This is a genomic window from Kribbella sp. NPDC051718 (assembly GCF_040681515.1).
Taxonomy (GTDB): domain Bacteria; phylum Actinomycetota; class Actinomycetes; order Propionibacteriales; family Kribbellaceae; genus Kribbella.
Map to the genome: position 1 here is coordinate 17554 of NZ_JBFAYZ010000002.1, position 21706 is coordinate 39259.

20 protein-coding genes are annotated in these 21706 nt (G+C 67.4%); 8 read left to right on the top strand and 12 right to left on the bottom strand.

The genetic code is table 11. From position 1 onward, the window contains the following. Positions 1-66: 66 nt before the first annotated feature. On the bottom strand, positions 67-1017 hold the full coding sequence (locus tag AB0M15_RS06585; protein ID WP_363814661.1) for an EamA family transporter: 951 nt from the start codon (positions 1015-1017) through the stop codon (positions 67-69). A gap of 67 nt (positions 1018-1084) precedes the next feature. Here AB0M15_RS06585 and AB0M15_RS06590 point away from each other — a divergent pair, with 67 nt between their 5' ends. Further along, a complete protein-coding gene (locus AB0M15_RS06590; RefSeq protein WP_363814663.1) occupies positions 1085-1936 on the top strand; it encodes a LysR family transcriptional regulator in 852 nt (283 codons plus the stop codon). On the opposite strand, the gene AB0M15_RS06595 is transcribed toward AB0M15_RS06590, so the two are convergent. The 5 genes from AB0M15_RS06595 to AB0M15_RS06615 all read right to left on the bottom strand — a co-directional run bounded on the left by AB0M15_RS06595 (position 1933) and on the right by AB0M15_RS06615 (position 8932). Beyond that, a complete protein-coding gene (locus AB0M15_RS06595) occupies positions 1933-2454 on the bottom strand; it encodes a gamma carbonic anhydrase family protein (protein WP_363814665.1) in 522 nt (173 codons plus the stop codon). The genes AB0M15_RS06590 and AB0M15_RS06595 overlap by 4 nt on opposite strands. Positions 2455-2464: 10 nt before the next feature. Then, complete coding sequence (locus AB0M15_RS06600; protein WP_363814667.1) at positions 2465-3736, bottom strand: MFS transporter; 1272 nt, start codon at positions 3734-3736, stop codon at positions 2465-2467. Positions 3737-4013: 277 nt separating this feature from the next. After that, on the bottom strand, positions 4014-5381 hold the full coding sequence (locus AB0M15_RS06605; protein WP_363814669.1) for a GH1 family beta-glucosidase: 1368 nt from the start codon (positions 5379-5381) through the stop codon (positions 4014-4016). Further along, the gene (locus AB0M15_RS06610; RefSeq protein WP_363814671.1) at positions 5371-5775 is read right to left on the bottom strand and encodes a heavy metal-binding domain-containing protein; all 405 of its coding nucleotides are present in this window, start codon (positions 5773-5775) and stop codon (positions 5371-5373) included. The genes AB0M15_RS06605 and AB0M15_RS06610 overlap by 11 nt, the downstream gene beginning before the upstream one ends. 7 nt (positions 5776-5782) lie before the next feature. Beyond that, positions 5783-8932: a penicillin acylase family protein gene (locus tag AB0M15_RS06615; RefSeq protein WP_363814673.1), complete on the bottom strand. Its 3150-nt coding sequence runs from the start codon at positions 8930-8932 to the stop codon at positions 5783-5785. Between the two features lie 158 nt (positions 8933-9090). Between AB0M15_RS06615 and AB0M15_RS06620 the strand changes: the two genes are divergently transcribed. Then, the gene (locus tag AB0M15_RS06620) at positions 9091-9681 is read left to right on the top strand and encodes a TetR family transcriptional regulator (RefSeq protein ID WP_363814675.1); all 591 of its coding nucleotides are present in this window, start codon (positions 9091-9093) and stop codon (positions 9679-9681) included. Here AB0M15_RS06620 and AB0M15_RS06625 read toward each other — a convergent pair. Further along, a complete protein-coding gene (locus AB0M15_RS06625; protein WP_363814677.1) occupies positions 9678-10601 on the bottom strand; it encodes a neutral zinc metallopeptidase in 924 nt (307 codons plus the stop codon). The two genes, AB0M15_RS06620 and AB0M15_RS06625, sit on opposite strands and share 4 nt — an antisense overlap. Before the next feature lie 100 nt (positions 10602-10701). Between AB0M15_RS06625 and AB0M15_RS06630 the strand changes: the two genes are divergently transcribed. Beyond that, positions 10702-11817, top strand: a complete 1116-nt coding sequence (locus AB0M15_RS06630; protein WP_363814679.1) for an aminotransferase class V-fold PLP-dependent enzyme — start codon at positions 10702-10704, stop codon at positions 11815-11817. A 53-nt stretch (positions 11818-11870) separates the two neighbouring features. Here the strand turns inward: AB0M15_RS06630 and AB0M15_RS06635 are convergent, their stop codons facing one another. Together AB0M15_RS06635 and AB0M15_RS06640 are read right to left on the bottom strand one after the other, a co-directional pair. Beyond that, complete coding sequence (locus tag AB0M15_RS06635; RefSeq protein WP_363814681.1) at positions 11871-13946, bottom strand: DEAD/DEAH box helicase; 2076 nt, start codon at positions 13944-13946, stop codon at positions 11871-11873. Between the two features lie 251 nt (positions 13947-14197). After that, a complete protein-coding gene (locus AB0M15_RS06640) occupies positions 14198-14539 on the bottom strand; it encodes a hypothetical protein (RefSeq protein WP_363814683.1) in 342 nt (113 codons plus the stop codon). Between the two features lie 78 nt (positions 14540-14617). Here AB0M15_RS06640 and AB0M15_RS06645 point away from each other — a divergent pair, with 78 nt between their 5' ends. From AB0M15_RS06645 to snpA, 3 genes are all read left to right on the top strand, one after another. Further along, on the top strand, positions 14618-15244 hold the full coding sequence (locus AB0M15_RS06645) for a TetR/AcrR family transcriptional regulator (protein WP_363814685.1): 627 nt from the start codon (positions 14618-14620) through the stop codon (positions 15242-15244). Positions 15245-15291: 47 nt separating this feature from the next. Further along, entirely contained in the window at positions 15292-15768 is a 477-nt protein-coding gene (gene soxR / locus AB0M15_RS06650) for a redox-sensitive transcriptional activator SoxR (protein ID WP_363814687.1), read from the top strand. A 153-nt stretch (positions 15769-15921) separates the two neighbouring features. Then, the gene (snpA, locus tag AB0M15_RS06655) at positions 15922-16584 is read left to right on the top strand and encodes a snapalysin (protein WP_363814689.1); all 663 of its coding nucleotides are present in this window, start codon (positions 15922-15924) and stop codon (positions 16582-16584) included. A 64-nt stretch (positions 16585-16648) separates the two neighbouring features. Here the strand turns inward: snpA and AB0M15_RS06660 are convergent, their stop codons facing one another. After that, positions 16649-17590: an alpha/beta hydrolase gene (locus AB0M15_RS06660; protein WP_363814691.1), complete on the bottom strand. Its 942-nt coding sequence runs from the start codon at positions 17588-17590 to the stop codon at positions 16649-16651. Positions 17591-17667: 77 nt separating this feature from the next. Between AB0M15_RS06660 and AB0M15_RS06665 the strand changes: the two genes are divergently transcribed. Beyond that, on the top strand, positions 17668-18261 hold the full coding sequence (locus AB0M15_RS06665; protein WP_363814693.1) for a TetR/AcrR family transcriptional regulator: 594 nt from the start codon (positions 17668-17670) through the stop codon (positions 18259-18261). 4 nt (positions 18262-18265) lie between these two features. Here AB0M15_RS06665 and AB0M15_RS06670 read toward each other — a convergent pair whose 3' ends face one another. Next, a complete protein-coding gene (locus AB0M15_RS06670) occupies positions 18266-19288 on the bottom strand; it encodes a LacI family DNA-binding transcriptional regulator (protein WP_363814695.1) in 1023 nt (340 codons plus the stop codon). Positions 19289-19511: 223 nt separating this feature from the next. On the opposite strand from AB0M15_RS06670, the gene ugpC reads away from it, so the two are divergent. Then, entirely contained in the window at positions 19512-20591 is a 1080-nt protein-coding gene (ugpC, locus tag AB0M15_RS06675; protein WP_363814697.1) for a sn-glycerol-3-phosphate ABC transporter ATP-binding protein UgpC, read from the top strand. Between the two features lie 48 nt (positions 20592-20639). Here ugpC and AB0M15_RS06680 read toward each other — a convergent pair whose 3' ends face one another. Continuing rightward, positions 20640-21650 (bottom strand): glycosyltransferase family 2 protein, encoded by a 1011-nt coding sequence (locus AB0M15_RS06680; protein ID WP_363814699.1) that lies wholly within the window; start codon positions 21648-21650, stop codon positions 20640-20642. Positions 21651-21706: the final 56 nt, after the last annotated feature.

The following is a 21706-nucleotide window of genomic DNA, read 5'->3' on the forward strand; positions in this document are numbered from 1 at the left end:
GCGGACCGGAGCTCGAACCTTCCGCCCCCGGAGGTCGATCCCCGGCCCGCTCATGTAGCGACGTCACTACTCCTCAGATTCAACCCGACCAGGCCTATTGCGAGCATCAAGGATTTCCCTTACGCCACCCTTATCCCCGCCCTGAGTCGCAATCGCGACGGCGTTGGCGGTGATGCTCGCGGCGACCGCCAGCCACTCGATCAGGCCGAGGGTCTGGTCGAGAACCATCCAGCCGACCAGCACTGCGAGCAGCGGGTTGGTGCTCATGAAGAGGCCGTAGAAGGACGTGGGGATCCGGCGGAGAGCGAGCAGGTCCACGAGAAACGGGACCGCTGAGGAGAGGACGCCGGCCGCCACCGCGTAGGCGACGTACCGGAGTGACGGCTGGTGGTGGAGGAAGATCCACACGCCGATGGGGAGGTACACCAGAGCCGAGACTGTGGATGCGGCCGCGGCGCCCTGGGCGGATGGGAGGCGAGTGCCGAGGGTGCGGTTGAGGAGGATGTACGCCGCCCAGCAGGCCGCGGCGACCAGGCCGCAGGCGATGCCTAGATAGTCGGTGGTCGGCTGCGGTCGCATGAGTACAGCTACTGCGGCACCGGCGATCAGCGCGCAGAGGAGATCGACCTTGCGGCGGGACGCGGTCAGCGCGATCGCCAGCGGGCCGAGGAATTCCAGGGTGACCGCCAGGCCGAGGCCGATCCGGTCGATTGCCGTGTAGAGGGTCAGGTTCATGACGGCGTAGACAGCGGCCAGCGCCAGTACGGGCAGCCATTCGCGGCGGGTGAAGGCGCGGAAGCGGGGGCGGGTGATGCCCACGAGCAGTACGGCCGCCACCCATTGACGCACCGCGACGACACCGGCCGGTCCCAGCGCGGGGAAGGCGAGCGATCCGGTCGCTGCGCCGACCTGGTTGGACAGGGCGCTGGCCAGCATCATCGCGATCCCACCTACCCGAGGTCGCGCTGCAGCATCGGGCAAGGCGGCGGTGGCGGCTGGCGGAGCTTCCACGGTCATACCGGCAGGATGTGCCTGCCATAGCAATACGCAAAATGCATGAGATGAACATCTATACGATCAGCGTATGGATGTGGAGCTGCGGCAGTTGCGGGTGCTGGTCGCGATCGTCGACGCGGGAAGCTTCACCGACGCGGCGCTGGATCTCGGCGTCTCGCAGGCCGCCGTCTCGCGGACGCTGGCCGCGCTCGAGCAGAGCCTGAAGGTGCGGCTGCTGCATCGGACCAGCCGGACGATCGCGCTCACCCCGACCGGCGCCCAGCTCGTACCCCGCGCTCGCCGCCTGCTGGCGGAGATGGACGAGCTCGTCCGCGAGGCGACCTCGGGCCACGCCCGGCTTCGGGTCGGCCATGCCTGGTCGGCACTCGGCCGGCATACCGCGACCTTCCAGCGCCGTTGGGCCGAGCTCCACCCCGATGTCGACCTCCTGCTGGTCCGCACCAACACCCCGAGCGGCGGCCTGGCCGAAGGCGTCTGCGACCTCGCCGTCGTCCGGACCCCGCCCGACGAGAAGCACTTCGCCGTCACCGAGGTCGGGCTGGAGCGCCGCTTCATCGTGATGGCCGCCGACGATCCGTGGGCCCGCCGCCGCTCGATCAAGCTCGACGAGGTCCGCACCCGCACGGTGATGTCCGACCGCAGGACCGGTACTACGACAGCCGACCTCTGGCCACTCGGCGACCGACCGGAGCTGGAGGACACCGCCGATGTCGACGACTGGCTCGCGCGGATCGCGGCCGGCGGCGTCGTCGGCATCACGCCGGAGAGCACCGCTACGCAGTACGGGCGGGCAGGGGTCGTCTTCCGGCCGCTGAAGGACGCGCCGCCCGTCGCAGTACGGGTGATCTGGCCGCGGCACGATCCGCACCCGGCGACGCAGGACGCGGTCGCCCTGATCACCGAGGTCTACCAGAGCTAGCCGACCTGCTCGACCGACGCCGCGTGCCGTTTGGCGAGATCGTGGTAGATCGTCGCATTGTGGTCGACGAAGAGCTTGGCGGTGCCCTCGAGCGGAATGATCTTCTTCGCCGGACTGCCGAGCGCGACGGACTCACCGGGGATGACCATGCCCGGGGTGACGGTCGCGCCGGCCGCGATCAGCGTGCGGGCGCCGACGACGGCACCGTCCAGAACGATGGCTCCGTTGCCGATCAGGGCCTGCTCGCCGATCGTGCAGTCGTGGACGAGGCACTGGTGGCCGATCGTCACGTTCTTGCCGATCTCGCAGATCCCGGTGTTGTTGTGCAGCACCGAGTTGTCCTGGATGTTGGCGCCCTCGCGGATGATGATCTGGCCGAGGTCGGCGCGGATCACCACGCCGTACCAGATCGACGCGTCCTTCTCGACGATCACGTTGCCGACCAGGGTGGCGGTCGGCGCGATCCAGGCTTCCGGGTGCACGGTCGGGCTGACGCCCTCGAACGAATACAGCGGCATGGTCGCCAGACTAGGCGACGGCCTTGACCTTCCTCACCAGTACTGCGCCCGCCAGCGTCACGACGGAGGCGAGCGTGTAGAGGACCGGGTAGCCACCGAGTACCTTGACGATCGGCGCCGCGATGGCGGGGGCGACCACCTGGGGCAGCGAGTTGGCGATGTTGATGACGCCGAGGTCCTTGGCGCGGTCGCGGGCGTTCGGCAGTACTTCGGTGAGCAGGGCGAAGTCGACGGACAGGTAGACGCCGAAACCGATCCCGATGATGATGGCGCCGATGATCGCGGCGGCCCAGGTCGGCCAGATCGCCAGCACCATGCCGCCGGCCGCCATCACGATGCCGGACCAGGTGACGAAGATCTTCCGGCGGCCGATCCGGTCCGACCAGCTGCCGAACCAGACGGCGGCGAGGACGACGCAGAGGCTGTAGACGGCGGTGAGGATGAGTACGCCGGTGTCGGGGTCGCTGTAGTGGACGGCGTCCTGGAGGTAGTACAGGAGGTAGAGCGTGCCGAGGCCGTTGCCGAGGTTGAGCAGGAAGCGGGTCAGCCAGGCCCAACCGAAGTCCGGGTACTTCCGTGGGCTGAGCCAAAAGCTCTTGGCGAACTCCCGCCAGACGAGCCGCTCCTTCGCCGGCAACCGCTGGTCGCCGCTCCTCACCACGTACGGAATCACCGAGAGCAGCAGGAAGACAGCACAGGCGACGTACCCGACGCCGATCCCTCCGACGATCGTCGCCAGCGCCACTCCGACCAACGCGCCCACCGTTTGCGCTAATGCGACCCACCCACCGACCACACCCCGCTGGACCTTGGGCACCCGATCCGGCACGGCAGCGGTGATCGCCGCCAGCAACGCATTACAAGACGCCTGTACCAGGCACCACCCGACCAGCATCACCGCAACCGCACCGGCGCCGGCCAGAATCAGCAACCCCGCGGCGCCACCCAGCGCCCCACCCAACACCCACGGAACCCGCCGCCCAAACCTCGACCCGGTCCGGTCCGAAAACGCCCCCGCCAACGGATTGGCAACCACCGACACGGCCGCCCCCACCCCGGTCACCAACCCGAACACGAACTCCTTGTTGCTCCCAGCAACCACATCCGCCTGCTTAGCCAGCAATACCTGAATCGGCCCGAGAAACGCCGCGAACACCCCGACATTCGCAAGCACAACCGCAGCCGTCCACCACCCCCGAACCCGAGCCACTGGTTCAGCAAAGGCGGCGGTGGGGGCGGGAGCCAGCGCCCCCGAAGCCATCGGCTCCGCCTCGCCGGTCACCGGCTGCCCACCCTGCCGACAGCCCGCGGCTCCGCCCCGCCCACTGCTGGCCGTCCCACCCCGCCGATGGCTCGTCGCTCCGCCTCGCCCGTTGCTCGTGGCTCCGCCTCGCCGGTCACCGGCTGCCCACCCCGCCGACGGCTCGCGGCGCCGCCGCACCCGTCGCTGGCTGCCCCACGCCGGCGATGGCTCGCGGCTCCGCCTCGCCCGGTTGCTGGCGGCGGCGCCTCGTTGGTTGCTGGTGGACCGGGCTCGTTGGCGGTTGGGGGTTGGTGGGTCATGCGCGGTTCTGGGCGATCAGGTTCTGGTACCAGTGGTACGAGGCTTTGGGGGTGCGTTCCAGGGTTTTGTAGTCGACGTGGATTAGGCCGAAGCGTTGGGAGTAGCCGACGGACCATTCGAAGTTGTCGAGGAGGGACCATTGGAAGTAGCCGCGGACGTCTACGCCGTCGTCGATCGCTGATTTCAGGGAGCGTAGGTAGCTGTCCAGGTAGGCGATCCGGCGTTGGTCGTCGACTACTCCGTCGACCGGGCCGTCGTTGATGGCGCAGCCGTTTTCGGTGATGTAGATGGGTGGTAGGCGGTCGCCGTAGCGAGCCTGAAGAGTGCGGAGGATCTCGCCGAAGGCGTCCGGGACGATGGGCCAGCCGAAGTCTGTCTTCTCGACGCCTTCGATGGCGCGCGGCTCGAACGGAAGGCCCTCGGGGATCGGGATGCCGTCGGTCGCGGCGGTGTCCGGGTTGCCGGTCGGTGCGCCGACCCGCGCCGGCGCGTAGTGGTTGAGGCCGAACCAGTCGATCGGGGTCGAGATGATCTTCAGGTCCTCGGCCACCGGCCCGGGCATCCCGTCGCCGATACCGTTCGGGTACTCCCCCAGCAGGATCGGGTCGACGAACATCCAATTGATCAGGTTGTCGTACAGCCCGGCCGCCTCGACGTCCTCAGCACTAGAGCTGGCCGGATAGGTCGGCGAATGGTTCGACGCGATCCCGATGTTCGACGCGCCACCCGCCCGCAGAGCCTGTACTGCGCGCCCATGCGCCAGCAGCTGATGATGCGCCACCGGCAACGCCTCGAACCCGAGCTGCTTACCCGGCGCATGCCCGCCCACGGCGTACCCGATCAGCGTCAGCACCATCGGCTCGTTGATCGTCATCCACAGCGGCACCCGGTCCGAGAACCGCTCCGCCAGGATCTTCGCGTAGTCGGCGAACCGGTAGGTGATGTCCCGGTTCAGCCAGCCACCCGCATCCTCCAGCTCCTGCGGCGTATCCCAATGAAACAAGGTCGGAGCAGGCTTGATGCCGGCCTCGAGCAACGAGTCGATCAGCCGGTCGTAGAAGTCCAGCCCGTGCCCGTTGGCCAGCCCCTTGCCGGTCGGCTGCACCCGCGGCCAGGAGAACGAGAACCGGTAGACGTCGACCCCGAGCTCCTTCATCAGCCCGACGTCCTCGGCGTACCGGTGGTAGTGGTCGCACGCCACCTCCCCGGTATCACCGTCCTTGATCCGCCCCGGCTCGGCGCAGAAGGTGTCCCAGGTCGAGCGCCCCCGACCGCCCTCGGCCACCGCACCCTCGATCTGGTACGCCGAAGTCGACACGCCCCACAAGAAATCGGGGCCGAAGGCAAGCGGTTCAGCTGTCATTGGCGCCATCCCTGTCGTAGTCCACCGGCCGGACGATGACGGCCGTCCCGTAGGCCGCCACCTCGCTCATCGTCTGGGCGATCTCGTTGCAGTCGAACCGCATCGCCAGGATCGCGTTGGCGCCCATCTGGTGCGCCATCTGGCACATCCGCATCACCGCGACGTGCCGCGACTCGGCCAGCATCTGGGTGTACTCCGGAACCTCACCGCCACCCAGCGAGCGGAAGCTGGCGGTGAAGTTCGACCCGAAGTCGCGGCTCCGCACGGTCAACCCGAACACCTCGCCGAACACCACGTCCGCCCGGTACCCGGGCAGATCGTTCATGGTCGAGACGAGCACGGGATAAGGCGAACCCTGCGGAGCCACATGCGGCGGGGGAATGTATTGATTCATGCGGTCATCATTGCCTGAAAACCTGCAGCTCATAAAGCGAGTAGCCGTACGAGGTCGCCCGGCGAGTCCCGGTCATCCGCACATACCGCGCCGTCACCGGACTGAACCTTGCGACGTCCTCTCCACCGTTGCCGGTGGTGGTCGCATACACCTGCTGCCAGTTCACGTTGTCCCGCGAAACCTCAATCTTGTAAGCCGACCCGTACGCGGCCTCCCACTGGAGCACCACCCGGCCAACCTGCTGGTCAGCCCCGAGATCGACCTTCAACCACTGCGGATCCGACCAGTCACTAGCCCATCTTGTGGATGCATTGCCATCCACAGCGTTGCCCGGCGGCGAGTAGTAGATCCCGCGCTCATAGCTGCTAGCGGTAGCCGTCTTCCCGACCGCCTGGTTGCTGACGTCATCCCCACGCCGCGCCGGGAACTCGATCACCTGCTGGTACGTCGGCCGGTTGACCCAAGCCATCCGGTCCTGCGTGATGCCGCCCATCGGCTGATGCACGATCTGATCCGCACAGAACTGATCCCCTGCGGCGCAGTCCCCAGTAGCCGGGTACGTCGTACCCGCCGGCACCTTCGTTGCTGCCAGCAAGGAATCCGTCAGCACCGACCGGCAGGCAGCCAGCGAACCGCCACCACAGAACGTCACCGGCTGAGCCGTCTTCACCTGATCGCCGAGCACCTTGCGCAGATCCCGCTGAACGAAACCCCACCATCCGTTCTGGAAGGCGGAACCCTGCGCACTCGGCCGCTCGTCGATCCTCTGGGTGTGCACCAACGCGTTGTACAGATCAGGCCCAAGCCCCTGAAACTCGGCCGGCACCAGGATCGGCCACCAAGCGTCGAGGATCCGGATCGCATCGGCGTGGTCATAGACCTTCGACGCTTCACCAGGCGTCTTGCGATGCGCCCCGGCCGCCTTCCACGCCTCCAGCTTCGCCACCGCATCGGCCACCGCCGGATCCGTGATCGGAGCGCTCTTCAGCACCCTGAGCAGATACGGCAGCACCTGGTCGCCACGCAGGTCGACCGTCGCCGCGTCCTCCATCGCCTCGACCAGCTTGCCCCGGGTGAACTTCTGCCCGGACCCGATCACGGCCTTGATCCGGTCATCGAGCGGCTGACTCCGGTACACGGAGTTGTAGCCGAAGTTCCCGTCGGCGGCCGAGAAGCCGGGCGCCTGCTTGTTGTTCCAGCTCGTCAGGTAGTCCTGGTTGACCACCTGCGGATGCTGCGCCGCCGGCGTGTACGTCGCCCGGTTGGTGTCCGGGTTCCAGCCCTGCCACTCGTACGAACTCCAGGTCGGCAGGTTCGGGTCGGCACCGGCCGCGCGGACCGGGTTGTCGCCGGAGTTGAAGTACGCGATGTCGGTCTTGTCGGCGTAGAACCAGTTGAAGGTGTAGCCGATGTTCGCGGCCGCCTTCTTGAAGTCCGCCGACGAGTGGATCTGGTCCGGGTCGTTGAGCAACATGAACCCGAGCGCCGACCCCGCCTCGTTTCCGTACGTCGACCGGTTGCTGGTGAACAGGACGGGCTTGCCCGCCACGGTCCCCCGATGCGTCACGATCCCGTACTTCGTCCGCTGGGCGACCAGCGTGTACGACCCGGCCGGCTCCGACGAGCCCAGACTCGAGTACCACGCGTTGTGCCGCTCCAGTTTCTCGATCGGCGTGCACTGACCCCGGAACATGTAGGCCGTTGAGGTCTTGCTCGGTGTCGAACCATCGAGCTCGCACAGCGGTACGGCGTACGTGTCAGTGATGTCCTGACCGGCCGACGTGGCGCTCCACGAGTAGTCGGCGCCGCGGCCGATCAGCGTGTAGAAGTTGATGCCGGCGAAGGCGACGCCACGCGAGCTGATGCCGGGGCCCTGGAGTTCCTGGCGCATCAGGAGTTGCGGGGCGAAGTACGAGGTCTGCGGGCCGTAGACGGCGACCGGGTTGCCGCTCTGGGTGTACTGGCCGGAGACCATCAGCGCGTTCGACATGCCCTTCGGACCGAAGCCCTCGGGGAACACGCCACCATCGAAGATGCCCTTCAACGCCTGCTTGCCCTGCGCTTTGTTGGGCGGCTTGACGCTGCTCTTCGGCTGCAAGGACTTGGACGCCGCCGAGCCGGTCTGATCCACGACCTCCGGCTCCGGCGTCACCGACCCGCGGTCCGGCATCGCGCGCCCGGCAGGGTTCGCACCGACAACCCCATAGGGGAAGGTGGTTCCGTTGTGCACGGTCGTGTTTGCCTCGGGGTCGTTCTGGGACCGGAAGGACTCCCAGACTCTGGTGCCCTGGGCAACGCCGTACTTCGCTTGCGCCTCCAGCAACGCCAGCGCCGAAGCCATCTCGCCGCCACCACCGGTGCCGAAGATGCCGGCCACGACGGCAGCCGTGGCGACCACGTCGGTCACCTTCCACGGCTGCGGCGTCGGCAGTCCGAGCGCGACGTACTCGCCCGGGTAGGCGATCCCGACCGTGTTGATGTAGTAGTTGACGCCGTCGACCCAGGCCTGGATGTCCTTCTGCATCTTGAGTCCGTCGGCGCCGTACAGGTCGTCGGCGTCGTCGAACTGCTTCTGCAGATCGGCCTCGTTGTACGGCGCGGTCCGCCAGAACTCCTGCTCGAACGCCCGGTTCGCCGCCGCGCCGCCCGCGAACGGGGTCAGCTGGCCGCGACCGAGATGCCGGAACACGTCCATCACGAAGAGCCGGTCCTGCGCACCGGCGTACCCGGCACCGAACATGGTGCCCTCGCGGGTGGTGCCGGTGATGTGCGGGATGCCGCGGGACTTGTCGCGCACGATCGTCACGTCGGCCCGCGGTTTGAAGGTCGACGCGACGTCACCAGGCGCCACGCCGAAGGAGGAGTCGTCGTAGTACGGGTCGAGGCCGTCGTCGGTGATGCCCTGGGAGTTCCAGACCAGTCGCTCGTACGGCTTCACGGTGTCACTGAAATGCGGCGGCCTGGTCCCGAAACCCTTGAAAAGAAGGAGGTCCGTGAAGGTCGCGTTGCCGTTCTGCCCCGGCGGGACGATGTCGGCGCACTGACCGGCGCAGTAGTCGACGGGAGCGGCGGCGGCCGCGGCGGCTGGTTTCGCCTGACTGGTACCGGACAGGCCTGCGGCGAGAACCGCGCTGACAGCGAGCGCAGCGGTCGTCATACGAGCAACACGAGCGAGCGGAGTGGGGCGGGGGCGCGTCACTGGTCCTCCCTGGGGTGGTCGTCAAAAACTGACGATGACTCACTAGTAGCATCAGGTCAAGGGTCTTGGACACTTGACCTACTCCACGTACTGTGAGAGCGATCGAGAGGAGTCCGATGCCCCGGGTACCAGCTGACGAGCGGCGAGCCGACCTTGTCCAGGCGGCGATCCAGGTCGCGACGCGAGAGGGCCTGGCCGCCACGACGACGCGCCGGATCGCCCAGGAGCTCGGCATCTCGGTCGGCATCGTGCACTACTGCTTCCGGTCGAAGGAGGAGTTGCTGCACGAGGTGATCCGGGTGATCGCCGAAGCCCAGGTGGTGGCCGCGCGCGCGGCGATCGTGCCGGGCGGCGACGTGGCCACGAGCGTGCGGAACGCGTTTCTCGGCTTCTGGCAACTGGTCGAGGCGACACCGCAGGCGCAGCTGCTGACCTACGAGCTGACCACCTGGGCGTTGCGCAACGCGGAGACTGAACCGCTGGCGAAGGAGCAGCGCGCGAGCCAACTGGCCGGGATCGAGGCGATCCTGGCCGACATCTCGGCGGCGACGGGCTGCGAGTGGAAGGTCGCCACGGATCAGCTCGCCCGGATGACGCTGGCCATCACCGACGGCGTGACGCTCGGCTGGCTCGCGGACCGGGACACGGCGTCCGCAGTACAGAGCCTTGAGGCTTTCGCCGATCAGCTACTGGCGCTGGCCGTCTAGGAGACGGCGGCCGGCTTGGCCGTGAAGGTGTTGCAGGCTGCGGGGTCGGCGGCGTCGAAGCCGGCCCGGGACCAGCGGCTGTGGTTGGTCTTGTTGCCGTGGGTGCGCTTCGGGTTCCACTCGTCGCCGCGGTTGCGGACGGTCCACTTCCACTTCAGCAGCCAGGAACCGCGAGCCGGGAAGAACTGCTTGTCGGCACCCAGGTACACGCCGCTCAGGCAGGACGCCTGCAGTTCGCGCCGACGACTCTCGAGCAGCTGCATCGAGGCGCTACTGAGGATCACCTCGCGGTTGTGTGACGCCTGCAGGATGCCGGTCATCGCCTGCACGTGATGCCCGTACTCATGCGCGATCAGGAACGCCATCGTCGTCCGGGTCCAGAGCGGGTCGTACGTCGTCTGGTTCTTCAGGTCGTAGTCGGCGCTCATGTAGATCGTGCCGTCGCAGTAGACAGCGGTGCTGGTCAGATCGCAGAAGGTGTTGGCCGAGCGGCCCGTGTACACAACGAGTTTGGGTGCCCAGAACTGGTAGCCCGCCTCGCGGATCGCCGGCGCCCACGCCTTGTTGAGGCAGCCGAGGAACTGCGTGTAGTACTGCTTGATCTTGGCCAGCGAGGTCGCCCTGACCGTCGGCTCCTTGCACTTCGACGCCGGGATCCGGCCGATCTTGTACACCCTGTTCTGCAGGACGATGACGTTGTCCTGGTTCGGCGGCGGCGAGGCGGTCGGCCCGGTCGGCTCAGCAGTCTCCGGTACGCCGGAAGGCGCGGCCGGCGCCAGCGGCGTACTGATCGTCGCGAGCACCCGGCTCGGCCGGTCGTCGCCGTCGCCGGACATCCGCACCGCCGTCACCCCGGCGGCCGCGACGAGACCGAGTGCGGCACAGACCAGAACTGTGTTCCCCCACCGGCTCTCCCCCATCGCCTGACCATAACCTGCAGGTGGCCTGAAGTCAGGTGGCAACTTTTAGTGACGAACCCATGGCAGATCGATGCTGACAGCCACTATGGTGATTCGCACCATGGGCACACATGAGCGGCATCGGTTGACCGAGGTCATCAACGCCAAGGGAACATTCACACCGCTCGGGGTCTCCCGCAGCTCGGCCGGCGTGGCCGCTGCCGTCGCGGAGGCACTTCCCGAGTTCTTCGTGATGGACGAGCTCGCCGAGCGGGCCAGCGAGGCTCTCGCCCACGCGACCGGCGCCCAGGCCGGAGCTGTCACGCACTGCACGTCGGCCGCGATCACCCTGTGCGTCGCGGCCGCGATGGCCGGGACGGATCCCGAGCGGATCGCCGCGCTGCCCGATACGAGCGACATGCACAACCGCGTCGTACTGCCGGCCGGGCACGTGGTCAGCTACGGCCAATCGATCTCGCAGGCCGTTCGCTTGGCCGGCGCCAGCGTCACGATCGCAGGAGACGAAAACCGTTGCAGCATTGACGATCTGGACGATGAGCTGGCCGGAGAAGATGTCGCCTGCCTGTTACTCGTGTCGTCTCGACTCGTCACTGGTGAGCCGATCGATCTGACTGCCGCCGTACGAGCTGCGCATCGTCGGCGCGTGCCCGCGATCATCGATGGAGCGGCGCAGTTCCCCCGGACCGCGGATCTGCTGGCGACGGGGGCGGACGCGGTGCTGATCAGCGCGCAGAAGTATCTGGCTGCGCCGACCGCTGGTCTGGTGGTGGGGTCGCATCGGCTGGTGCGGGCGGTCCGTGCGCAGGAGAACGGGATCGGGCGCGCGATGAAGCCGACGAAGGAAGCGACCGTCGGGGTGCTCGCGGCGCTGGAAGAGTGGCACGCGATGGATCGGGCCAAGTGGGAGGCCGATCAGGCGGCGAAGGTGCTCGCGTTCGTGGCCGCGGCCAACGAGCTGCCCGGGTTGGCTGCCGAAGTACTGGCTGATTCCACCGGTTTGCCCTTGTCCCGCGTGCTTTTGAGCGTATCCGGGGGAATCGATGCCACAACTCTGGCCACCGAGCTTGAGCACGGGACGCCGGCGATCTACGTCAGTACCGCGCAGAGTTTGGAGGGGAAGCTCATCCTGGAGCTGGTCCCGCTCGACTCCGATGAGCTGGAAATCATCCTGACCCGGCTGGCGATGGAGCTGCAGGCAACGGAAAAGGCCGACTAGGCAACAAAAACCCCGGCGACCTTTCGGTCACCGGGGTTCTTAATTGCTCTGGATCAGCGCTGGAAGGAGCGTCCGCTGCCGGAGCGCTCCGGACGACGGCTTCCGCCACCGTTGCCGCCGCGGCCCTGGTAGCCACCGCCACCGAAGCGCTTGCCGCCCCGGTTGAAGCCGCCGCCGCTTCCGCGGGTCGGCTTCGGAGCGGGGAGCTTGACCGGGAAGCCCGACGGCTTGGTGCCACCGGTCAGCTCGGTCATCAGACCGTCACCCGGACGGGCGCGGACCGGCTCGGCCTGGACACCGGCCGACTCGGCCATCCGCATCATGCCCCGACGCTGGTGCGGCAGGAGCAGGGTGACGACGGCACCCTTGCCACCGGCGCGCGCCGTACGACCGGCGCGGTGCAGGTAGTCCTTGTGCTCGGCCGGCGGGTCAGCCTGGACGACCAGGCCGACGTCGTCGACGTGGATACCGCGGGCGGCGACGTCGGTTGCCACCAGCACCGGTACCGAACCGTCCTTGAACTGGTCCAGCGTGCGGTTGCGCGCACCCTGGGTCAGGCCGCCGTGCAGCGCCGCGGCCATCACGCCACGGTCGCGCAGCTGGGTGGCGACGCGGTCGGCGCCCAGCTTGGTCCGGACGAAGACGATGGTACGGCCGTCGCGGCTGGCCAGCTCGGCCGTCAGCGACTGCTTGTGGCCCGGCTCGATGACGAGCAGGTGGTGCTCCATCGTGGAGACCGTGGCCTGGCCGGACTCGGTCGAGTGCGTGACCGGGTCCTTCAGGTAGGTCTTCACGATCTTGTCGACGTCGTTGTCCAGCGTCGCCGAGAACAGCAGCCGCTGGCCTTCCTTCGGGGTCATGTCCAGCAGCGTGGTGACGGCCGGCATGAAGCCCATGTCGCACATGTGGTCGGCCTCGTCGAGGACGGCCACCTCGACCGCGCCCAGGTCGGCAGCGCCCTGCTCACACAGGTCGATCAGCCGGCCGGGGGTGGCGATCAGCAGGTCGACGCCGCGACGCAGCGACTCGATCTGCTTCGGGTAGGGCAGGCCGCCCGCGATCAGCTTGATCGTTACGCCCATCACGTGGGCAAGCGGCTCGAGCGCGTCGTGGACCTGCATGGCGAGCTCGCGGGTCGGCACCAGCACCATGCCGCGCGGACGGCGCGACTCGGTGTGGCCACCGGCCAGCCGCATCAGCGTCGGCAGGCCGAACCCGAGGGTCTTGCCGGAGCCGGTCTGACCGCGACCGAGCACATCCTTGCCGGCCAGCGCGTCCGGGATGGTCGCTTCCTGGATCGGGAACGGCTGGGTGATGCCGTCCTTCGCCATCCGCTGCACCAGCCGCGGCGCGAGCCCGAGGGCCGCGAAGCCATTGCCCTCGGCAACCTCGCCGAGGTCCTCCATCGGGTCGAACTTGCGCTCGGGCCGGTCGTACGCCCGGTCCTTGCGGTCGTAGCTGCGGGCCGGACGCTCGCGGTCGAAACCACGGTTGTCCCGCTCGCCCCGGTCGAAGGTCCGGGCAGGACGCTCGTCGGTGTTGTAGCTCCGCGCGGGACGGTCGTCGTTGTAGCTGCGCGCCGGGCGATCGTCGTTGAAGCTACGCGCCGGACGGTCGTCGGGGTTGAAGCTACGCGCGGGACGCTCGTCGGTGCGCGCCGGACGGTCGTCACGGTTGAACGTGCGGGCCGGCCGGTCGTCGGTACGCGCCGGACGGTCGCGGTCGAAGCCGCGGCTGTCCCGGTCGCCACTGCGGAAGGCCGGCTTGTCGGAGGAGCCCTGGTAGCTGCTCTTCGGGTACGACGAGGTCGGCTGGGTGCTCTTCGGGTAGGAAGAACGGTTGTCGGTGCTCCGGTTCGGGGTGCGCTCGGCGGCGCGGTAGCCCTTCACCGGGGCGTCACGACGCTCGCCGCGGCTGCCGCGGTCGGAGTACTGGGAGGGGCCGCCGCGACGCTCGGGGGCAGGGGCGACCTTCTCGACCCGGGCTGAGCTGCGCTCGGTGCCGGGGGTGGTGGGTGCGTCCAGCTCAGCGGCCATCCGCTCGCCGTACGACTGGGTCTGGAACTTCTTGTGCCTTGGCTTCTTGGCGCCGTCGGCGGGTACGAACTGGTCCTGGTCGTGCTGGGACACGCAATCTCTCTCTCAACGTCACGGACTGATGCCGGATCGGACCCGCACGCGAGCGCCGGCCAAAATCATTTGGCCGGACTGAACCGTGCTGGGCAGGAGATAGGCATCGACCTGCGGGTGCTATCGCGGATTGCACCCATGTCGCCGGTGGTCCATCAGCGGGATGCTGAAACCGACGGGTCGGAGCGCCTGGGAAATGCTCTGGTGACGCGACTCGCGCACCGACGCCTCTAAGCATACCCGAAATCAGCTCAGCCCTTGACCACGGCCGGTGACCGCCGCCGTTGCGCGACCAGGGCAACGATCACGGCGACGGCCGCGACGGAGATCAGCGGGACGAAAACCGGGGCCATGTCCTTCGACAGGCTCGGCTCGCGATCGGGTCCGATCGCCCACAGGGCCAGGGGAATCGCGTAGACGACGGTGAGGAGAGCCGCCCAGGGGCGTAGCGATCGCAGGGCGGTACTGCGCAGGGTGCCGGCGAGGACGAGTGCGACGGGGACGATGGCGAGCATCGCGAACTGGCCGATCACCAGGACGGGGACGGCGACGGCGGAGATGAGGACGGACTTCGGCGTGCGGGCGGTGGTCATGGCTGCTCCTTGGGTTAACTTGCGTAATCTTACAGGCGTAACCTTACGGGTTGAGTAAACGGATGTAAAGTGATGCGTATGACAACTTCCAAGGGGCGCGAACGGAACAAGCGGGGCGAGGGCGCTCAATTGCGGGAGGAGATCGTCGCGGCGGCCACGCGGCTGCTGGACGGTGGTACGGAGCAGAGCGTGACGTTGCGGGCGGTGGCCCGGGAGGCGGGGATCACGGCGCCGTCCATCTACTCGCATTTTGCGGATCGGGAGTCGATCCTGCTGGCGGTCGCGCAGCACGGGTTCGCCGAGCTGGAAGGTTTGCTGCGGGAGGCTTCGGCCGGCTCGGGCGATGCGGTCGAGCAGTTGCGGGCGGTCTGTGCGGCGTACCTGGACTTCGCCGAGCGTTGGCCGGGGCGGTACCGGACCTTGTTCGGGGCCGCGTGGGATGCGCCCAAGTCGGTCGAGCGGGTGCCGGAGTTGGCGGCGGAGGTCGACTTACTGGGGATGGGGGCGTTCGGCGTACTGGTCGAGGCTGTTGCCGATTGCGCTGCCGCGGGCCAGTCGGCCAGTAAGGATCCCGCGGCCGATGCGGCGGCGCTCTGGGTCGGGCTGCATGGGTTCGCCCAGCTGCGGACGGCCGCGTCGTTGTTCCCCTGGCCGGACGGGCTGTTCGCGACGATCGTCGATCGCCTGGCACTGTTGCAGGACTGAGGCTCAAGTGTCCTTCAGCTCTTGTGTGGGCGATCTACTGTGAAGGTATGGCGGAGGAGACCATTCCCAGCAAGGACCAGTGGCTGTCGATCGGTGAGATCGCCCATCGATCCGGTGTCGCCGCGTCGGCCTTGCGGTTCTACGAGGACCAGGGGCTGATCGCCTCCCGGCGTACCGCTGGGAACCAGCGACAGTACTTGCGCAGTACGTTGCGGCGGATCGCCTTCATCCAGGCCGCGCAACGGGTCGGCCTCGCCTTGGCCGAGATCAAGTCCGCACTGGATTCGTTGCCTGACGACCGTACTCCGACCCGCGCCGACTGGAGCAAGTTGTCGAAGTCCTGGCGCAGCCGGCTGGACGACCGGATCGCCGAGCTCGAGCGGCTGCGTGACGATCTGGACGGGTGCATCGGCTGTGGCTGCCTGAGCCTCCAGCGCTGCAACCTCTACAACAAGGCCGACCGGCTGGCCGAGCGTGGACCGGGCGCCCGGATTCTGAACGTCGGCATACCCGGCGAGTTATGACTGTCATACCGCCGGCCTCGGCGAACGAGGGTTAACCCCTTCCTTTCCGCCGATCCGGTGTGGAATTCCTGGATGCTTGGCAAGCTCCCGATCTGTAGCGATCAGTAATCCGCCGGTCGCTTTCCGCCACAGATCACGGAGTGAGGCCCTCCCATGTCGCATCGCCGTATCCTGACCTCCCTGGCCGGGCTGGCCGCAGCCGCCCTCGCCATCCCTGCGTACGCCGCTGCTGCACCAGCCCCAGAGCCGGCCGCCCAGGCAAGCCACGTCTCGACGTACATCGGATCACCCCAGGACGAGGCCGCCACCAAGGCGTTCTACGACGCGGTGATGAAGTCCGCACGGGCCAAGCAGGCCAAGGCCGGCAACAAGCTCGCGGCCGTCACCGTCACCTACGCGGTCGACGCCCCGACCTTCGCCTCCCAGATCGCTTCCAGCACATCGATCTGGAACTCCTCGGTCAGCAACGTCACCTTGGTCGAAGGCAGCAACTACGACTTCTACTACACCGAAGGCAACGACCCGCAAGGCTCATACGCCTCAACCGACGGCCACGGCAGCGGCTACATCTTCCTGGACTACGCCCAGGCCCAGCAGTACGACCCGCTCCGAATCACCGCCCACGAAACCGGCCACGTCCTAGGCCTCCCCGACCACTACTCCGGCCCCTGCAGCGAGTTGATGTCCGGCGGCGGCCCCGGCCCCTCCTGCACCAACCCCTACCCGGACTCCACCGAACGCTCAACGGTCAACTCCCTCTGGGCCAACGGCCTCACGTCCCTAGGCAAGACAGCCGCCTTCCACACCTCCAAGTGAACTAACCCTTAGCCTCCGGCTCGGACCCGCCCGGCAGGGGACGGCTCCGAGCCGGAGTCCTTCCTCAGCCTTTCCTGCTGCCGAGGAAGTCGACCAGCGCCTCGTTCACGATCTCCGGCGCCTCGAGCTGTGGCCAGTGGCCCACGCCATCGATCGGCAGGAAACCCTTGAGGTTCGGCACGATCGCGGCGAGATCTCCCTCCTTCAGCGCTCGCATCCGAGCCATGCCGTCCGCCGTGCCGAACCCGTAGAACGCAGGCTGCCGGATCTTCGCCCCGGCGAAGGCGCCCGCCTCGTCGAAGTACGGTTGCATGGCGCGGTAGATGTTGAGCGGGCCATGGAAGCCGTCACGTTCGAAGCCTGCGATCGCCGCCTCGACGTCCGCCCGGTTGGCGAAGGGCGGGATGCCGATCGGCGATGGCCGGTTGAGGCTCTTGCTCGGGTCCATCGGGTCCCAAGCCTCGGAAGCGTCGGGCAGCCCCGACGTCCAATAGAGCATGCCGGGCAGGGTCGTGGCGGCATCGGCCCACTCCTGGTCGGCCTCCGGCCGCATCTGCCGGAACATGTAGAAGTCGTCCTCCTTGCCCGCGGACTTCAGCCGCTCGAGCAGGCTCGGCCCACCCGGCAGCATCGGCGGGACGCTGAGGCAGAAGACCGCGTCGAAGAGATCCGGCCGCATCATCGCCGCGCTCCAGCTCACCGTCGCCCCGAAGTCGTGGCCGACGAGGGTGGCGCGGTCGATCCCGAGTTCCGCGAGGACGCCCACGAGGTCTCCGACGGAGTAGAAGACCGTGTAGAGCGCGGAGTCTTCGGGCTTGGAGCTGTCGCCGTAGCCGCGCATGTCGAGCGAGATCGCGCGGTACCCCGCGGCCGCGACGGCCGCCATCTGCCCTCGCCAGCCCCGCCAGCCGTCGGGGAAGCCGTGCACGAACAGCACTGCCGGACCATCGCCTTCCTCGACCACGTTCAGCGTCACCCCGTTGGTCTCGATGTACGCCTGCTTCATTGCGATACTCCATTCTGTATCCGTGACTACAGAAGTACGCTAGCAGAGATCTGTAGTCGCTGTTATAGAATGGGTTCATGACAGCACTAGGGCGACCCCGTGGCTTCGATCGCACTGTCGCGCTCGACGGAGCGCTTCAGGCGTTCTGGGAACAGGGTTTCGAGTCGACCTCGATCACCGATCTGACCCGCCGTCTGGGCATCGGACCACCGAGCCTGTACGCGGCATTCGGGGACAAACGCGCCCTCTTCCTCGAGGTGCTGGACCTGTACTACGCCCGCTTCGTTGAGTTCCTCGACCAGACGCTCGCGGCGCCAAGCCCCAGGCGGGACGCGATCGCAGCGATGCTGCTGGGCATCGCGCGCTTCTACTCGACGCCAGGCCTGCCGAAAGGCTGCATGATCAACACCATGACGGCGCCGGCCGGGGAGCCGATCCTGCAAGCGCGCCTCGCCGAGCTGCGCTCGTCCGTGCAAGCCCGCCTGCAACGCGAGATGCGCACGGCAGCCGATGCCGGCGAACTCCCGCAAGATCTACAGCCGGACACCTTGGCCGCAGTCATCTGGACCACCGTCCTGGGCCTGTCCATGCGCTCCCGCGACGGCGCCAACCGAGCCGAACTGGAGTCAACCGCCCGCTCGATCATGACAATCTGGCCACCCACCCGCTGACCGTTTACTGGTGGTGGGGACCGGTGGTGTTGCGGACTACCAGTTCTGGGCGGAAGAGGAATTCTGTGTGGGGGGTTGTGTGGCCGCGGACTTCTTCCAGGAGGGCTTGTACTGCGGCTAGGCCCATTGCCTGGACGGGTTGGCGGACCGTCGTCATGGGTGGGTCGGTGAATTCCATCATGGGGGCGTCGTCGTAGCCGACTACTGAGATGTCGGTGGGGACTGAGAGGCCGCGTTGGCGGGCGGCTCGGATTGTGCCTAGGGCCATCATGTCGGAGCCGCAGACTATGGCGCTGACACCAACGTCCAAGAGGCGTTGGGCTGCTGCCTGGCCGCCTTCTACGCCGAACATGCTTAGTTGGACGAGGTCGGAGAGGTCGGCATCCGTCAGGCCTAGTTGGGCCTTCATGGCGGTGCGGTAGCCGGCGAGTTTGCGTTGGACGACGATGAAGCGTTCGGGGCCGGAGGCGAAGCCGATTCGGCGGTGGCCTAGGGCAACCAAGTGGGAGACGGCCAGTTCCATCGCTGCGTACTCGTCGGAGGAGACGAAGGGGGCTTCGACGCCGGGGAGCCAGCCGTTGACGAAGACGACTGGGAGGTTGCGGTCGACCAGGGACTGGTAGCGGGCGTGGTCGGCGCCGGTATCGGCGTGCAGGCCGGAGACGAAGATGATGCCGGAGACGCCGCGTTCGAGCAGCATCTCGACGTACTCCTCCTCGGTCGCGCCCGACGGGGACTGGGTGCACAGGACCGGGGTGAAGCCGCGTTGCGACAGGGCGGACTCGATCACCTGGGCGAAGGCGGGGAAGATCGGGTTGATCAGTTCCGGCATCACCAGCCCGATCAGGCCGGCCGAGCGGCGACGCAGCCGGGTCGGGCGTTCGAAGCCGAGGACGTCGAGGGCGGTCAGTACCGCCTGTCTGGTCTCCTCCGCGACACCCGGTTTGCCGTTCAGGACCCGGGACACCGTCGCCTCGCTGACGCCGGCCTTGACCGCGATGTCCGCCAGCCTCGCTCTACTGCTCACGGCGGCACCTTACCCACCGGTCACTGAACTTGCAGCAAGATGTTGCAAGAAATTGCAGACCGATCCTGCGCAGAAGTGTCCACCACGTGAACAAACCGGACACGTCACACGCCGTACACCTTGTCAGGAGCTGCCGCTCAGGTCAGGATGGGCGCACCCCCGCCTGGGGGCCTTTACTCGGATCGTCCGGCACGTTCCTGCCGGTGAAGGAAGGTACACAGTCATGGCTACTGTCTCGTTCAAGGCGGCATCCCGGGTCTACCCCGGTTCTGAGAAGCCCGCCGTCGACAAGCTCAACCTCGAGATCGAGGACGGCGAGTTCATGGTCCTCGTCGGCCCGTCCGGTTGCGGCAAGTCCACCTCGCTGCGGATGCTCGCGGGCCTCGAAGAGGTCAACGAGGGCTCCATCTACATCGGCGACCGCGACGTCACCCACCGCCCGCCGAAAGAGCGGGACATCGCGATGGTGTTCCAGAACTACGCTCTGTACCCGCACATGTCGGTCGCCGACAACATGGGCTTCGCGCTGAAGATGCAGGGTGTCTCCAAGGAGGACCGCGCCAAGCGGGTCCAGGAGGCCGCCAAGCTGCTCGGCCTCGAGGAGTACCTCGACCGCAAGCCGAAGGCCCTGTCCGGTGGTCAGCGTCAGCGCGTCGCCATGGGCCGCGCCATCGTGCGTAACCCGCAGGTCTTCCTGATGGACGAGCCGCTGTCGAACCTCGACGCCAAGCTCCGGGTCCAGACCCGCACCCAGATCGCCGAGCTGCAGCAGCGTCTCGGCGTCACCACCGTCTACGTCACCCACGACCAGGTCGAGGCCATGACGATGGGCGACCGGGTCGCGGTGCTGAAGGACGGTCTGCTCCAGCAGGTCGACACCCCGCTGAACCTGTACGACAACCCGAAGAACCTGTTCGTGGCCGGCTTCATCGGCTCGCCCGCGATGAACCTGCTGACCGCCGACCTGGTCGACGGTGGCGCCAAGCTCGGCGACTACACCATCCCGGTCTCCCGCGACATCCTGGCCAAGGCCGGTAGCGACAAGACCGTGTCGATCGGCGTCCGTCCGGAGGCCTTCAAGGTCTCCGACACCGGCCTGCCGGTGAAGGTGGCCGTGATCGAGGAGCTCGGCGCGGACGCGTTCCTCTACGGCACCGCCGAGCACGACGGCAACCACCAGCAGATCGTGGCCAAGATCGGCGCCCGGATGAACGTCGAGAAGGGCTCGCTGATCCACCTCGAGGCGCAGACCGACAAGCTGCACCTGTTCTCGGCTTCGACCGAAGAGCGTCTCACCGCCTGACCAGCAGCACAGTAGAACGGCTCCGGGGTTCAACCCCGGGGCCGTTTTTCAATCCGCTCGATCGAGTCGTACTTCGTCGGTATGGCTGTGCAGCTTGTACGTCGAAGTGACCGCCCCACCCAGTACGACGCCCGGCGGGGTCAGGTTGCTCTCCTTGACCAGGTAGTGCGGCCGGTGCTTCGACTCGTAGTAGATCCGCCCGATGTACTCGCCGATCACCCCGAGCATCACCATCTGCAACCCGCCGAGCCCGGTGATCGCCGCGATCAGCGTGACGTACCCCGGCATCTCCACGCCCTGCGTCGCCGCCACCACGATCACCCAGATCGCGTAGAGCACCGCGACCGTGGTGAGCAGCATGCCGACGTAGATCGCGGCCCGCAGCGGCTTGTTGTTGAACGACAGCAACCCGTCCAGCCCGTACTCGAAGAGCTTGCGGAACGACCACCGGCTCCGCCCGCCGCCCTCACGCTGGACGTTCTCGTACTCGAAGATGATCGAGTCGAACCCGATCCAGGCGAACAGCCCCTTGGAGAACCGGTTGTTCTCCTCCAGCTTCAGCAACCCGTCGACCGCGCGCCGCGAGATCAGCCGGAAGTCGCCGACGCCGTCCATCAGCTCGACATCGGCCCAGCGATTGATCAGCCAGTAATACGTCCGGGCGAGCAGCGTCCTGGTCGCGGGGTCGCCGGCCCTGGTACGCCGCGCGATCACCTGGTCGAAACCCTTGGTGTGCAGCTCGAGCATCCGGCCGATCAGCTCCGGCGGGTGCTGCAGATCCGCGTCCATCAGGATCACCGCGTCGCCGCCGGCATGCCGCAGCCCGGCCAGCATGGCGGCCTCTTTGCCGAAGTTCCGGCTGAAGGACAGGTACCGGACGGCCGGGTCCGCCGTCGCGATCTCGATCACCGCGTCGAGGGTGCCGTCCTTGCTGCCGTCGTCGACGTAGATGATCTCGTACGGTTCGTGGGTTCCCGTCAGCTCCCGGCTGACGGCCTCGTGGAACCGGGCGATCACGTCGGCCTCGTTGAAACAGGGAACCACCAGCGTCAACCGCATTGCACTCCAGGAGAGATCCACGACCTGGCCAGGAGTGTAGCCTGGCGCGCGGTAGA